This window comes from Cupriavidus sp. BIS7 (assembly GCF_000292345.1).
Lineage (GTDB): Bacteria > Pseudomonadota > Gammaproteobacteria > Burkholderiales > Burkholderiaceae > Cupriavidus.
In genome coordinates this window covers 65,279-78,838 of record NZ_ALOU01000020.1, presented here as the reverse complement: position 1 = coordinate 78,838, position 13,560 = coordinate 65,279, and the positions used below count along the sequence as shown (strand labels likewise).

The window sequence follows — 13,560 nt, the reverse complement described above, 5'->3', positions numbered from 1 at the left end:
CTCTTCAGGGTCGTCAGGGTCGTAGGGGCCATCAGGGTCATCAGGGTCATGCGGGGCACCGCGTTCAGGCGGCCATGGCCAGATCGGACAGCAGCGCGCGCCAGTCGCCGCGCGTGCCGAGTCCGCGCCAGAACTTGCGCAGGTCGGCGCGGGTGACGGTGAACTCGGCGAAGTGGTTCTCGCCGCCCAGCACCAGCGTCACGGCCTGGATGCTGCCGTCGCCTAGCGCGGCCAGCACCGGCGCGAACCATTCGGCGTCAAGCGTGTGCATCCGTTCGATCCAGAGCCCCCAGTCGGCGGCGATATGGGCCTCGGTGGCGCTGTCCAGCAGCGTCATGACCGTGCCCTCGGCGCCGGCGATGTCGGCGTAGCGTGCCGGCTGCGGGCCCAGCCGGCTGCCGCCGGCCAGCGCCAGGCCGGCCAGGAACGGGTCGTCGGTCCGTACCGTGTCGGCCAGCTTGCGCACGGGGCCGGTCTTGCCGCCGCCATGCAGCCATACCGAATTGACGGTCAGCCTGCCTTCAGCCTCGCGCGCCTCGTTCACGGGATGGGCGTGCCAGGTCATCTGGATCTCGTTCTGAAAGCGGCGCCAGTCGCGTGCCTGCGGGCCGGCTTGCATCCAGATGTCGATATTGCGGCCCGTGGCCCGGACCGGCGTGGTGGCCGTCAGATCGCCAAAGGTGCCGTCGGGGACATACCAGCGTGCAGGGTGGGGCGCTTCGAGTGCGATGCCGGCCTCGCCCAGCAGATCGGCGATCGCGGCGTGCAGCGCGCGCGCCTCGTCGTCGCGGATGTCGAGCTGGTCCGGATGGATCAGCACCAGGTGATCGCGCGCGGCGTGGATGTGGACCGGCTGCAGGCAGGCCCAGGCGCCTTCCCCGGCGGGGGGCGCGGCGTCGCCGGCCCCGGCACGGTCCGCCAGCCGCATAAAGGGCGCAGTCGGCACTCGCACGGCGTCCAGCCCGGCCCGTCCGGCCAGCCAGCGCTCCTGCGGCAGCGTGCGCAGGTATGGGTCGTCGTGCGTCTCGCGCGGACCCGGGGTGGCGCGCGTCAGCAACTTTCCGAGCGCCGGCAACTCCAACTGCCGCAGCAGCGCGCCGGGCACGACATCGTCCGTGGCGTCGTCGCCGGCGCCTGGCGGGACGGAAAAGGGCACAATCAGGGTCAGGTGCGTCATCATGGTTGGCGAGATTGTAAACTTCCGGCTGGCCGGCGCCAGTTCTCCGTCACCTGATGACCGTAGAACCGCCTCCGGCGCTTTTCCAGAACAACAGGACTCCTCTTGAACTTTCCCTACGAGTGGCAGATCGGCTGGCGATACACGCGCGCAAGCAAGCGCGCCAGCCGCAACACGTTCATTTCGTTCATTTCGATGATCTCGATGATGGGCATCGCGCTTGGCGTGGCCGCGCTGATCGTCGTGCTTTCGGTCATGAACGGTTTCCAGAAGGAAGTGCGCGATCGCATGCTTTCGGTGCTGTCGCACATCGAGGTCATCGGCGCCGACCCGCTGACAGACTGGCAGAAGACGGCTGCCGAGGCCATGCGCAACAAGGAAGTGGTTGGCGCCGCGCCCTATGTGGCAGCCCAGGCCATGCTGACGCGCGAGGACGCCGTGCGCGGCGTGCTGCTGCGCGGCGTGGACCCGGCCGAGGAGCCCAAGGTGTCCGATATCGGCAGCCAGTTCCGGGCCGGCAGCATGACCGCGCTGGAACCGGGCGGGTTTGGCATCGCGCTCGGCAACGAACTGGCCAATGCCCTGGGCGTCCGTGTGGGTGACAAGGTGACGCTGGTGGCGCCGCAAGGCACGATCACCCCGGCTGGCGTGCTGCCGCGCCTCAAGCAGTTCACCGTGATCGGCGTGTTCTCGTCGGGCCATTACGAATTCGACAGCGCACTGGCGCTGATCGACATCGCCGACGCCGAAACGCTGTTCCGCCAGAGTGGCCCGACCGGCGTGCGCCTGAAGCTGCAGGACATGCAGCGCGCCCCGCAGGTGGCCCAGGATCTGGCTGGCACCATGTCCGGCGACCTGTACCTGCGCGACTGGTCCAAGCAGAACCGCAACTGGTTCGCGGCCGTCCAGACCGAGAAGCGCATGATGTTCATCATCCTGACGCTGATCATCGCGGTGGCGGCGTTCAACCTCGTATCCACGCTTGTCATGACCGTGACCGACAAACAGGCCGACATCGCCATCCTGCGTACGATGGGCGCCCAGCCGCGCTCGATCATGAAGATCTTTATCGTGCAGGGCGTGGCCATCGGCTTTATCGGCACGCTGCTTGGCGTGCTCGGCGGCACGCTGATCGCCACGAATATCGACGTGATCGTGCCCTTTATCGAACGGCTGCTGCACGTGCAGTTCCTGCCGAAAGACATCTATTTCATCAGCGAACTGCCTTCGGACCCTCGCGTGAACGACATCGTTACCATCGGCATCATTTCCTTCGTGCTGGCCTCGCTGGCCACGATCTACCCGAGCTGGCGCGCCTCGCGCGTGAACCCCGCGGAGGCGCTGCGCTATGAGTGATACGACGCTGCTTCCGGAAGTCTCTTCGCTGGCCGGCGCGTCCGGCGCGGCCGTGCAGACGGGTGCCCCGGTGCTGGTGGGCGAAGGCCTGACCAAGCGTTTCAAACAGGGCGAGCTCGATGTCGAGGTGCTGCGCGGCGTGGATGTGCGTGTCAACGCGGGCGAAAAGGTGGCCATCGTCGGTGCGTCCGGATCGGGCAAATCGACGCTGCTGCATGTGCTGGGCGGGCTGGACAACCCCGACTCGGGCCGCGTGGCGCTGCTCGGCAAGCCGTTCACGGCGCTGCGCGAAAAGGAACGCAATATCGTGCGTAACCGCTCGCTCGGCTTTGTCTATCAATTCCACCACCTGCTGCCCGAGTTCACGGCGCTGGACAACGTGGCGATGCCAATGCGCATCCGTGGCCTGAAGGAAGGCGAGGCGCGCGATGCGGCGCAGGCCGTTCTCGATCGCGTGGGCCTTGGTGGCCGCTCGAAGCATCGTCCCGGCGAACTATCGGGCGGCGAGCGCCAGCGCGTGGCGATTGCCCGTGCGCTGGTCGGGCAGCCGGCCTGCGTGCTGGCCGATGAGCCGACCGGCAACCTCGACGACCATACGGCCGGTGGCGTGTACGACCTGATGCTGGAACTGTCGCGCACGCTCGGCACGAGTTTCGTGATCGTTACGCACGATCTCGACCTGGCTGGCCGCTGCGACCGCATTCTGCGGCTGCGGGACGGCCATCTGCACCGCGAACGCTGATCTGCCAGCGCGCCCCCGCACACCATGTGGATCGATACCCACTGCCATCTGGACGCCAGCGAATTCGATGCCGACCGCGGCAGCGTGACGGAAGCGGCCGTCGCGGCCGGGGTCTCCGGCATCGTGCTGCCGGCCGTCGCGGTGTCGAACTTCGACGCTGTTCGCGGGCTGGCGCACGCTGACCCGCGCTGCGTGTATGCGCTTGGCATCCACCCGCTGTGTTCGCGCGATGCGGGGCAGGCCGATCTCGACGAGTTGCGTCGTCAGGTGGCCGCGTCGATCGACGATCGCCGATTCGTTGCCATCGGCGAGATCGGGCTCGATTTCTTCGTGCCGGGCCTGGATGCGGCCCACCAAACGTGGCTCTACGCCGAGCAGCTCAAGATCGCGCGTGAATTCGACCTGCCGGTGCTGCTGCACGTGCGCAAGTCCCAGGATCAGGTTCTGGCGCAACTGCGCCGGGCAGGGGTGCGCCAGGGCATCGCTCATGCATTCAACGGCAGCAACGACCAGGCGCGTAACTACGTCGCGCACGGCATGAAGCTTGGCTTCGGCGGCAACGTTACGTTTTCCCGTGCTCGCCAGATCCGTCGCCTGGCCACTGAAATGCCGCTCGAATCGATCGTGCTGGAAACAGACGCGCCCGATATCGCGCCGGCATGGCTGTCCGACGACCAGTTCGGCGAGCAACACAAGGCGCGCAACACGCCGGGCGAGGTGGCTGGCGTTGCGCGCGTGCTGGCCGAACTGCGGGGCGTGACGGAACGCGAACTGGCGGACATCGCCTGGCGCAACTCCGTGGCCGCGCTGCCGAGGCTGGCGGCGTTTGCGGACATCATGGCGCCACGCCAGGCCGCGCAGATTTAACCATCTGACACACCGACACATCGTTCGGTCACGTTTCACTGCTTCCCAACGCGGTACAAATACGCCCATCGGTAATGCGATATGAGGGCGTGACTTGCCATGCGTGCTGTACTGCTGGCGTTCGTGGCGGGCTGCTGGCTGCTGCAGCAACAGGGGGCGTTGCCTGCGTGGCGGTCGTGGGCAGCGTGGATGTGCGTGGCGTTGGCCGCAGTCGTTGCCACGTGGGTATTGCGCAGGCGCGTGGCTGCGGTGCCAGTGTGGCTGGCAGTGGTGCCGGTGGCTGTGGTCGTCGGAGTTGGCTGGGCCGCCTGGCGGGCGGAGGTGCGGCTAGGCGAATGGCTGGACCCGGCGCTGGCCGGGCAAGATCAGATTGTCGATGGCGGCGTCGCGGGTTTGCCAGACGCCAACGCACACGGCACGCGCTTCCTGTTCAGCGTGGAGGACGCGCAGGCTGGCATCGAAATCGCCGGGGCGCAGGATGGGGATGCAACCCGGTTGCCGAAGAAGCTCCTGCTGACGTGGTCTGATCCGTCGCAGGTGCTGGAGCCGGGCCAGCGCTACCGGCTGACGGTCCGTTTGCGCAGGCCGCGCGGGCTCGCGAATCCGCATGGATTCGACTATACCTACTGGCTGCTTGGCGAGGGCGTGAGTGCAACCGGCTACGTACGGCGCGGGCAGGTGCTGCCGCCGGATGAATCTCCGCCATTGTCGATGCGCATCTTGCAGTGGCGGGCGGGGTTGCGTGACCACCTGCGGCAGGCATTGCCGAAGGACGCACGCTACGGGGCAGTGCTGGTTGCGCTGGTGATCGGCGATCAGCGAGGCATCGCGCGCTCGGACTGGGATGTGTTCCGACGCACCGGCATCTCGCACCTCGTCAGCATTTCGGGGCTACACATCACCATGATCTCGGGCGCGGCGGCGGCGCTGGCGGGAATGCTCTGGCGCCGTTCGTTCGGGTTCGGCCGCGTGCTGCGCCGGCCGCTGCCGCTGGTCTGGCCAACGCAGAAGGCCGCGCTGGTTGTGGCGGTCATGACTGCGCTTGGCTATGGGCTGATCGCAGGCATGCAGATACCGGCGCTGCGCACGGTGACGATGCTGGCCGTCACTGCCATGGCGATGTGGAGTGGCAGGGCGCCGCCTGTGACGGTGGTGCTGGCGTGGGCTGCCGGCATCGCGGTCGCGATCGACCCGTGGGCCGTGATGTCGCCGGGGTTCTGGCTGTCGTTCGGCGCCGTGACAGTGATCTTCCTGAGCGCGCGGGACGGCGATGAGAGCGGCGTCAGCGACAACAGCGACGAGAGCGGCGACAGCAAACGGGATGATGGGGCCGTTGCAAGGCAGCGGGGCTGGAAAGGCTGGTGGATACGCGTATGGAGGGCGCTGGCGGAGGCTGCGCGCACGCAATGGTCCGTGACAATCGGCCTTGTGCCGCTGACGCTGCTGCTGTTCGGGCAGGTATCGGTGGTGTCGGTGCTTGCCAATGCCATCGCGATACCCGTGGTGAGTTTGCTTGTCACGCCGCTGGCGCTTGCGAGCGCAGTCCTGCCTATTGGATGGGCCGGGCCGCTGTTGTGGATCGCCCACGCCGCGCTGGACTGGCTGGTGAGCGGTCTGGCATGGCTGGCCGCACCATCCTGGGCAGTCTGGGAGGCCGCACATCCGGGGCCGGTTGCAACCGGGCTGGCGCTGGCCGGGGTTGGTGTGCTGATCGTTCCCCGGCCTTCGCTTGCCCGCTCGGCGACGTATTCGGTCGCGCGGGGCATTAGCGTCCCGCCAAACGTGCCGCGCTGGCTGGGCGCCTTGCTGATGGTGCCGATGCTCACGGCGGGGCGGGAGCCGGTTGAGGATGGGGAAATTCGTGTGACGGCGCTCGATGTCGGGCAGGGGGCTGCAGTGCTTGTGGAAACGCGTCGCCACGCGCTGCTCTATGACACTGGTCCCGCCTATGTATCGGGGGCCAGCGCCGGTGGTCAGGTCATTGTGCCGTTCCTGCGTGCGACGGGCGTGCGCAAGCTGGATTCGCTGATCGTCAGCCACGAGCATGCGGACCATGCGGGCGGCGTCAGCGACGTGCTGCAGGCAGTGCCGGTGGCGCAGGGGCTCACGGCGGAAGGGCCCTCGGACTTGAGACTGCCGGGTCTGGTGGAGGGGCGTAGCTGGCAGCCCTGCACCAGAGGGCTGGCCTGGCAATGGGACGGCGTGGATTTCGAGATCCTGCATCCGTCGGAGGACGATCTTGCGCGGGGGCGGCTGTCGGCCAACGGCCGTAGTTGCGTGCTGCGCGTGGCCACGGCGCAGCGTAGCTTGCTGCTGACTGGTGATATTGGCGAGGCGGAGGAGCGCAGGCTGGTCGGCAACGACGGGGGAAGAGAGGTTCGCGCCGACTTCCTGCTGGTGCCGCATCACGGTAGTGGTACGTCGTCACATGCTGCATTCCTGCGGGCGGTGCGCCCGGAGGTGGCCGTATTCCAGCTCGGCTTTGCAAACCGTCACCGGCACCCGCGCGAAGACGTCTGGCAGCGCTACGGGCGCGCAGGTGTGGCTCGGTATCGGACGGACGAAACAGGTGCCGTTTCGATCGTCACGCGCGGCAACCACTACGCGGTGGCCGGCTACCGCCAACAGCAGCGCCGGTACTGGCGAGACGCGCCACCGGCACCGCGTTGATCGCTGACGGGTCAGTTGGCGCGCGCAGACGGTTTCCGTGCCTTGCCTGAGGGGCCGCCGGATCTGGTAGGGCGCCCGGTGGTACGGCGCGGTGTTGTTGTGTGTGTCGCGGTCTGTGTTGCTGATTCGGCGGCCACGGATGCTGTGCCCGGTAGCGTCGGATCGGCGCCCGCGATGCGGCGCTCGCGAAGATGTGCCTTGGCACGTTGCAGGCCGGCGGCAACCGAGTCTGAGCGTTCGAGTGCCACGCCGGCGGCCAGTACGTCGCCGAGCACCAGATGGCAGATGCGCGAAGTCATCGGCGTGTAGACCTCGCTGTCTTCCTCCACATCGGAAAACACGCAGACGTCCGCGAGTCGGGCGAGCGGTGATCCGCTGTGGGTCAGTGCCAGTACGCTGGCGCCGCTGCTGCGGGCCAGCGTGGCGGCCGTCAGCATGTCCCACGTGCGGCCACTGTTCGATACCAGCACGGCCACATCGCCAGGGCGCAGCAGCGCGGCCGACATGCTGAACACGTGCGGGTCCGAGTAAGCGGTGGTTGGAATGCCCAGGCGGAAGAACTTGTGCTGGATGTCGAGTGCAACGATGCCCGAGTTGCCGCAGCCGTAGAACTCGATGCGGCGCGCGCTGGCCAGTAGCTTGATGCCGTGCTCGATCTGGTCGGCTGACAGCGCATTGCGCACCGTCATCAGGGTGGCGATGGTGCGGTCGAAGACCTTGCCGGCGATATCGGCGGGGCGGTCGTCGGCTTCCACGTCCTGATGGACGAACGGCGTGCCGCCACCAACATTCTGGGCGAACTGGAGCTTGAACTCCTTGAAGCCGTCGTAGCCGAGCGCCGCGCAGAATCGTGCGATCGTGGGCTGCGATACACCGGCGCGCTCGGCCAGTTCCGGCATGGTCAGCCGGATGACGCTGGCGCCGTGGCGCGCCACATAGTCGGCCAGGCGGCGTTCGGACGGGCGTAGCGAGTCGTAGACGGCAAGGATTCTGTCGCGCATGGTGAGGTCGTACGGGGTCGGGCGTGGGAGTCGTATGGGCAGGCCGCCGGGGGCGGTCATGACCCTGGGCGCATCATTGCGTCCCAATGAATGTAGAGATTCTACACAGAATGCGGCTTGTTTCGGAGGGCGTCTCGCATGCTCTCGTCTCGGGATTTACCCGGATTTGCGCGTGCAGCGCCATTTTTATGGCTACGCAAGCTATCGACGCCCAGTGTGTCGTGGATATAATGTAGAAAATCTACAAACATGGGTGCCTCAATCGAGCCATCCGGTGCCCCACCAGGAAGATTTCCGCCATGTCCCAAGCCGTTCATGCCGAGGTATCGGCTGTCACGCAACGCATTGTCGAGCGCAGCCGCGCCAGCCGCGCCGCATATCTCGCCAGGTGCGAGCGCGCGCAGCAGGATCTCGGGCCGCTGCGCGGCATGTCGTGCGCCAACCTTGCGCATGGCTATGCCGCGCTGCCGTCCGATGACAAGCTCAAGCTGCGCGTCGAACACGCACCGAACCTCGGCATCGTTACCGCGTACAACGACATGCTGTCGGCCCACCAGCCGTATGAGCGCTACCCGGGCGTGATCCGCGAGGCCGCGCGCGCCGTGGGGGCCGTGGCGCAGGTGGCCGGCGGCGTGCCGGCGATGTGCGACGGCATTACGCAAGGCAACGCGGGCATGGAACTGTCGCTGTTCTCGCGTGATGCGATTGCCATGAGCACCGCCGTGGCGCTCTCGCACAACACGTTCGATGCCGCGCTGATGCTCGGCGTCTGCGACAAGATCGTGCCGGGCCTGCTGATGGGTGCGCTGCAGTTCGGCCATCTGCCGGTCGTGTTCGTACCGGCCGGGCCGATGGCGACGGGCCTGTCGAACAAGGAAAAGGCCCGCGTGCGCCAGCTCTACGCCACGGGGCAGGTCGGGCGCGACGCACTACTGGAAGCCGAATGTGAGGCCTATCACGGCGCGGGTACCTGCACGTTCTACGGTACCGCCAACAGCAATCAGTTCCTGATGGAAATCATGGGCCTGCACATGCCCGGCGCGGCATTCGTGCATCCGGACAGCGGCCTGCGCGATGCACTGACCGCCTCAGCCGCCCAGCGTGCGCTGGCGCTGATTGCTCGTGGCCGCGAATACACGCCGCTGGCGAAGATCGTCGACGAACGCGCCATCGTCAACGCGATGGTGGGCCTGCTGGCCACGGGCGGCTCGACCAATCACACGATCCATCTTGTGGCAATGGCACGTGCCGCTGGCATCCTGATTGACTGGAACGATTTCGATCGTCTTTCCGCGGTCACGCCGCTGCTGGCGCGCGTGTACCCGAATGGCTCCGCCGACGTGAACCATTTCCACGCGGCCGGCGGCGTGGCTTATGTGATCGCCCAGCTACTTGAGGCGGGGCTGCTGCATGAGGATGTGCATACCGTGGCCGGTCGCGGCCTTGCGCGCTACACCGAAGAGCCGGTCATGATCGATGGCGTGCTGCGCTGGCGCGATGGCCCGGCAACGAGCGGTGACGCTGCGGTGCTTGCGCCAGCGTCCGCGCCGTTCTCGACCGAGGGCGGGCTGCGCCTGATGGCGGGCAATCTCGGTCGCGGCGTCATCAAGGTGTCAGCCGTGGCTGACGAGCATCGCGTGGTCCAGGCATCGGCGCGTGTTTTTGACTCGCAGGAGGCACTGCAAGCGGCTTTCGATGCGGGCGAACTCCATCGCGATGTCGTGGCCGTGGTGCGTTTCCAGGGGCCGAACGCCAACGGCATGCCGGAACTGCATCGGCTCACGCCGGCTCTTGGTGCATTGCAGGATGCCGGCCACAAGGTGGCGCTGGTGACCGATGGCCGCATGTCCGGCGCGTCTGGCAAGGTGCCAGCCGTGATCCACGTCGGCCCGGAGGCGCTGGTCGGTGGCCCGCTGGCTCGCGTGCGTGACGGAGACATCATCCGCGTGGACGCCTTGGCAGGTACGCTCGAGTTGGTTGGCGATGCCGCCGCGCAGGCAGATTTTGCCGCGCGTGCACCGGCAGTGGCGCCAGCCGACGACTTTGCGCATTTCAGCATGGGGCGAGGCCTGTTCGGCCTGTTCCGACGAAATGCGCGGATTGCGGAGGAAGGCGGCAGCGCGCTCGATCTGTCCGAGGCCGACGCCCTGGCGCCGTCTGTCCAAACGGCGACTGCGGTCGCACAATAAGCGGACGTCAGGCGGCGCTCGCGCCTCAATCAATCGACATTTGCGCATTTCCTGAGCAAGGCGCGTCGAGGGGACACCTCCATGCCACGCGGTTTGGAGGCGCTATCAAAATGAAGCGAAGCGGTTCTGGCTAGGCGCGCGGCCGCAGACAGTACAAGTGGTACGGCAAGGCCGCGCAACGACGCCAGAATCTTTTTGATAGCGTCTCTGCGCAGTGGTTACCGACAAGGATGGCAAACCATCCGACACATGATCGATGGAGCAGACATGATCTATATCCTGATGGGCGTTTCCGGCAGCGGCAAGAGCACCGTCGGCCAGATGCTGGCGGACCGCCTGCGGTGCGGCTTCCATGACGCCGACAGCTTCCACAGCGAAGCCAACAAGGCCAAGATGCACTCCGGCATTCCGCTGACCGACGAGGACCGCTGGCCCTGGCTCGATGCGATGCGCGCGGCGATCGACGCCGCCCGCGCGGAGGGCCGCACCCACGTGTTCACCTGCTCGGCCCTGCGCCAGGCCTATCGCGACCGCCTGTTGCCGCCCGATGGTGGCGTGACGTTCGTCTTCATGAAGGGGGATGCCACGACGATCGGCGGCCGCCTTTCCGCCCGCACGGACCACTTCTTCAACCCCGCGCTGCTCCAGAGCCAGTTCGAGACGCTCGAGGAGCCGTGCGACGCACTGGTGCTCGATATCCGCAGGACGCCCGAAGCGCTGGTCGACGACATCCTGCAAAAATGCCCGCCCGCGTCGGCGCCCTGCGTGGGCAAGACGGCCCACTGACACCCACTGACATGTCAGTTCCCTCGCTGGCAAGTATCTTGCTACACCGTTCTCGCGTACCGGAGCGTGTCACGTGCATGCAACCCCTTGCGGGTTTGGCCGGTACGGATATGCTGAAAGAGTCGACTCGACGAGGCATCGATAAACGGGCGGCCGGCGACTAGTCAGGCAGTAACCGGGGAACAACCGGAAGACGTCCGCGGCAGGCGCCCATCTTCACGAAGGAGCGGCCATCATGGCGGCGCGGTTTTTCGACGAGATGCTGGAAGGGCGAGAGGACGGCACCACAACGGCCATCGAGGCCGGGCGGGCGTTGCCGTCGGGGGCGGTCAGGCCCCATTACCGGGGCTTTGCGGACTGGCTGGGCCGGCAGTCCGTGGCGACGATGGACAACAAGCGGGCGGAAGCGGACCTGATCTTCCGGCGCGTGGGCATTACCTTTGCCGTTTATGGCGACAAGGATGAGTCCAACAGCGGCACCGAGCGGACCATTCCGTTCGACGTGATCCCGCGCATCTTTCCGGCCAGCGAGTGGGCCACGCTCGAGCGGGGCCTGCGGCAGCGGGTAGCGGCGCTGAACCGCTTTATCCACGACATCTACCACGGGCAGGACATCATCCGCGCCGGCGTGATCCCGCCAGACCAGATCTACAACAACGCACAGTACCGGCCAGAGATGCTGGGCATAGACGTGCCGCGCGACATCTACGCGCACGTGGCCGGCATCGACGTGGTGCGCGCCGGCGAAGGCGAGTTCTATGTCCTGGAGGACAACCTGCGCGTGCCGTCCGGGGTGTCCTACATGCTGGAGAACCGCAAGATGATGATGCGGTTGTTCCCAGACCTGTTCGCGCGCAACCGCGTGGCGCCGGTGGCGCACTATCCAGACCTGCTGCTGGACATGCTGCGCAGCGTGTCGCCGCAAACCATTGCCGAACCCACCGTGGTGGTGCTCACGCCCGGCATGTACAACTCCGCCTACTTCGAGCATGCGTTCCTGGCCCAGCAGATGGGCGTGGAACTGGTGGAGGGCAGCGACCTGTTCGTCGAGGACGATCACCTCTACATGCGCACCACGCAGGGGCCGCAGCGTATCGACGTGATCTACCGCCGCGTGGATGACGATTTCCTCGACCCGCTCGTGTTCCGTCACGATTCGACGCTCGGCGCGGCCGGGCTGCTCTCGGTCTATCGCGCCGGCAACGTGACCATCTGCAACGCGATCGGCACTGGCGTGGCCGATGACAAGTCGATCTACCCGTACGTCCCGGACATGATCCGGTTCTACCTTGGCGAGGAAGCGATCCTCTCGAACGTGCCGACCTACATGTGCCGGCGCCCCGATGACCTGCAGTACGTTCTCGATCACATGGAAGACCTGGTGGTCAAGGAAACCCACGGCGCGGGCGGCTACGGCATGCTCGTGGGGCCGGCGGCCACGCGTGCGGAGATCGACCGGTTCCGGGAGGTGGTCAAGTCGCGCCCCGAGCAGTACATCGCCCAGCCGACGCTGTCGCTGTCTACGTGCCCGACCTATGTCGATGCCGGCATCGCGCCGCGCCATATCGACCTGCGGCCGTTCGTGCTTTCAGGCAAGGAAGTGCGCATGGTGCCTGGCGGGCTGACGCGCGTGGCGCTGCGCGAGGGGTCGCTGGTGGTCAATTCGTCACAGGGCGGCGGCACCAAGGACACCTGGGTGCTGGAACGCTGAATCCGAGAACGCCTCTACAAGCCGGGAGCCCCCATCATGCTGAGCCGTACCGCCGACCACCTGTTCTGGATGGCCCGCTACACGGAGCGCGCGGAGAACACCGCGCGCATGCTCGACGTCAACTACCAGACCTCGCTGCTGCCGCAGTCGGCAGAAGTGGCCGAGCAGGGCTGGTGGGCGATGCTCGATATTTCCGAACTGACGCAGGCCTACGATCACAAGTACGGGCTGCTGCACCGTGACGATGTGATCGACTTCATGGTGCGCGACATGACCAATCCGTCGTCGATCATGAGCTGCCTGCGCGCGGCCCGCGAGAACGCGCGCGCAGTGCGTGGGTCGCTGACCACCGAAGTCTGGGAGACCATCAATACCACCTGGCTGGACGTCCAGCGCATGATCGCCGATGGCGAATTGCGCGACGACCCGTCACGCTTCTTCGAATGGGTCAAGTTCCGCTCGCACCTGGCGCGCGGCGTGCAATTCGGCACCATGCTCAAGGATGACGCGTTCCACTTCATGCGGCTCGGCACGTTCCTGGAGCGTGCGGACAACACGGCGCGGATTCTCGACGTCAAGTTCCAGGCGTCCGGCCGCGACGACAGCGATCCGAACCGCGAGCAGAACGATTTCTACCACTGGGCGGCCGTGCTGCGTTCGGTGTCAGGCTTCGAGGTCTACCGCAAGATCTACCGTGCCGTGATCACGCCGCAGCGCGTGGCGGAACTGCTGGTCCTGCGGCCGGACATGCCGCGCTCGCTGGTTTCCAGCATGGACGAAGTGGTGGCCATTCTGGCGCTGGTATCCAACCAGCAGTCGGCGGAGACCGAGCGCCAGGCTGGTAAACTCCATGCCGACCTGAAATACGCGCGCATCGACGACATTTTTGCCGTCGGACTGCATGCCTACCTGACGAGCTTCCTGGAGCGCATCGGCGATCTGGGCAACGGCATCAGCCGGGACTTCCTGGTACCGCTGCTTGCCGCCTGATTGTTGCAAGAGTGCCCGGCGCATCACGCGCCGGGTGTTGCCGCATCCTCGGCAGGGGCGTGCTGTGGCGC

At 66.5% G+C, this 13,560-nt stretch carries 10 protein-coding genes; 8 read left to right on the top strand and 2 right to left on the bottom strand.

Annotation, left to right across the window (positions count from 1 at the left end; translation table 11 throughout):
* Positions 1 to 64: 64 nt before the first annotated feature.
* A complete protein-coding gene (locus B552_RS0108350) occupies positions 65 to 1,180 on the bottom strand; it encodes a hypothetical protein (RefSeq protein ID WP_026035453.1) in 1,116 nt (371 codons plus the stop codon).
* Positions 1,181 to 1,282: 102 nt separating this feature from the next.
* On the opposite strand from B552_RS0108350, the gene B552_RS0108345 reads away from it, so the two are divergent.
* The 4 genes from B552_RS0108345 (at position 1,283) to B552_RS0108330 (ending at position 6,812) form a co-directional block, all read left to right on the top strand.
* Entirely contained in the window at positions 1,283 to 2,533 is a 1,251-nt protein-coding gene (locus tag B552_RS0108345) for a lipoprotein-releasing ABC transporter permease subunit (protein ID WP_019448547.1), read from the top strand.
* Entirely contained in the window at positions 2,526 to 3,275 is a 750-nt protein-coding gene (gene lolD / locus B552_RS0108340; RefSeq protein WP_019448546.1) for a lipoprotein-releasing ABC transporter ATP-binding protein LolD, read from the top strand. Before B552_RS0108345 ends, lolD begins: the two co-directional genes overlap by 8 nt.
* A gap of 24 nt (positions 3,276 to 3,299) precedes the next feature.
* Complete coding sequence (locus tag B552_RS0108335; protein WP_019448545.1) at positions 3,300 to 4,142, top strand: TatD family hydrolase; 843 nt, start codon at positions 3,300 to 3,302, stop codon at positions 4,140 to 4,142.
* 99 nt (positions 4,143 to 4,241) lie between these two features.
* Positions 4,242 to 6,812 (top strand): DNA internalization-related competence protein ComEC/Rec2, encoded by a 2,571-nt coding sequence (locus B552_RS0108330; protein ID WP_019448544.1) that lies wholly within the window; start codon positions 4,242 to 4,244, stop codon positions 6,810 to 6,812.
* Positions 6,813 to 6,823: 11 nt separating this feature from the next.
* Here B552_RS0108330 and B552_RS0108325 read toward each other — a convergent pair whose 3' ends face one another.
* Entirely contained in the window at positions 6,824 to 7,813 is a 990-nt protein-coding gene (locus B552_RS0108325; protein ID WP_019448543.1) for an SIS domain-containing protein, read from the bottom strand.
* Positions 7,814 to 8,112: 299 nt separating this feature from the next.
* Between B552_RS0108325 and edd the strand changes: the two genes are divergently transcribed.
* The 4 genes from edd to B552_RS0108305 all read left to right on the top strand — a co-directional run bounded on the left by edd (position 8,113) and on the right by B552_RS0108305 (position 13,489).
* Positions 8,113 to 10,002 (top strand): phosphogluconate dehydratase, encoded by a 1,890-nt coding sequence (gene edd / locus B552_RS0108320; protein WP_019448542.1) that lies wholly within the window; start codon positions 8,113 to 8,115, stop codon positions 10,000 to 10,002.
* Positions 10,003 to 10,269: 267 nt separating this feature from the next.
* On the top strand, positions 10,270 to 10,788 hold the full coding sequence (locus tag B552_RS0108315; RefSeq protein ID WP_035879595.1) for a gluconokinase: 519 nt from the start codon (positions 10,270 to 10,272) through the stop codon (positions 10,786 to 10,788).
* Between the two features lie 235 nt (positions 10,789 to 11,023).
* A complete protein-coding gene (locus B552_RS0108310) occupies positions 11,024 to 12,499 on the top strand; it encodes a circularly permuted type 2 ATP-grasp protein (protein ID WP_019448540.1) in 1,476 nt (491 codons plus the stop codon).
* 36 nt (positions 12,500 to 12,535) lie between these two features.
* Positions 12,536 to 13,489 (top strand): alpha-E domain-containing protein, encoded by a 954-nt coding sequence (locus tag B552_RS0108305; RefSeq protein WP_019448539.1) that lies wholly within the window; start codon positions 12,536 to 12,538, stop codon positions 13,487 to 13,489.
* Positions 13,490 to 13,560: the final 71 nt, after the last annotated feature.

Coding starts and splice junctions, on each gene's coding strand:
- lolD (WP_019448546.1), top strand. CDS start 2,526: ATGAGTGATACGACGCTGCTTCCGGAAGTCTCTTCGCTGGCCGGCGCG.
- B552_RS0108335 (WP_019448545.1), top strand. CDS start 3,300: ATGTGGATCGATACCCACTGCCATCTGGACGCCAGCGAATTCGATGCC.
- B552_RS0108315 (WP_035879595.1), top strand. CDS start 10,270: ATGATCTATATCCTGATGGGCGTTTCCGGCAGCGGCAAGAGCACCGTC.
- B552_RS0108330 (WP_019448544.1), top strand. CDS start 4,242: ATGCGTGCTGTACTGCTGGCGTTCGTGGCGGGCTGCTGGCTGCTGCAG.
- B552_RS0108350 (WP_026035453.1), bottom strand. CDS start 1,180: ATGATGACGCACCTGACCCTGATTGTGCCCTTTTCCGTCCCGCCAGGC.
- edd (WP_019448542.1), top strand. CDS start 8,113: ATGTCCCAAGCCGTTCATGCCGAGGTATCGGCTGTCACGCAACGCATT.
- B552_RS0108305 (WP_019448539.1), top strand. CDS start 12,536: ATGCTGAGCCGTACCGCCGACCACCTGTTCTGGATGGCCCGCTACACG.
- B552_RS0108310 (WP_019448540.1), top strand. CDS start 11,024: ATGGCGGCGCGGTTTTTCGACGAGATGCTGGAAGGGCGAGAGGACGGC.
- B552_RS0108325 (WP_019448543.1), bottom strand. CDS start 7,813: ATGCGCGACAGAATCCTTGCCGTCTACGACTCGCTACGCCCGTCCGAA.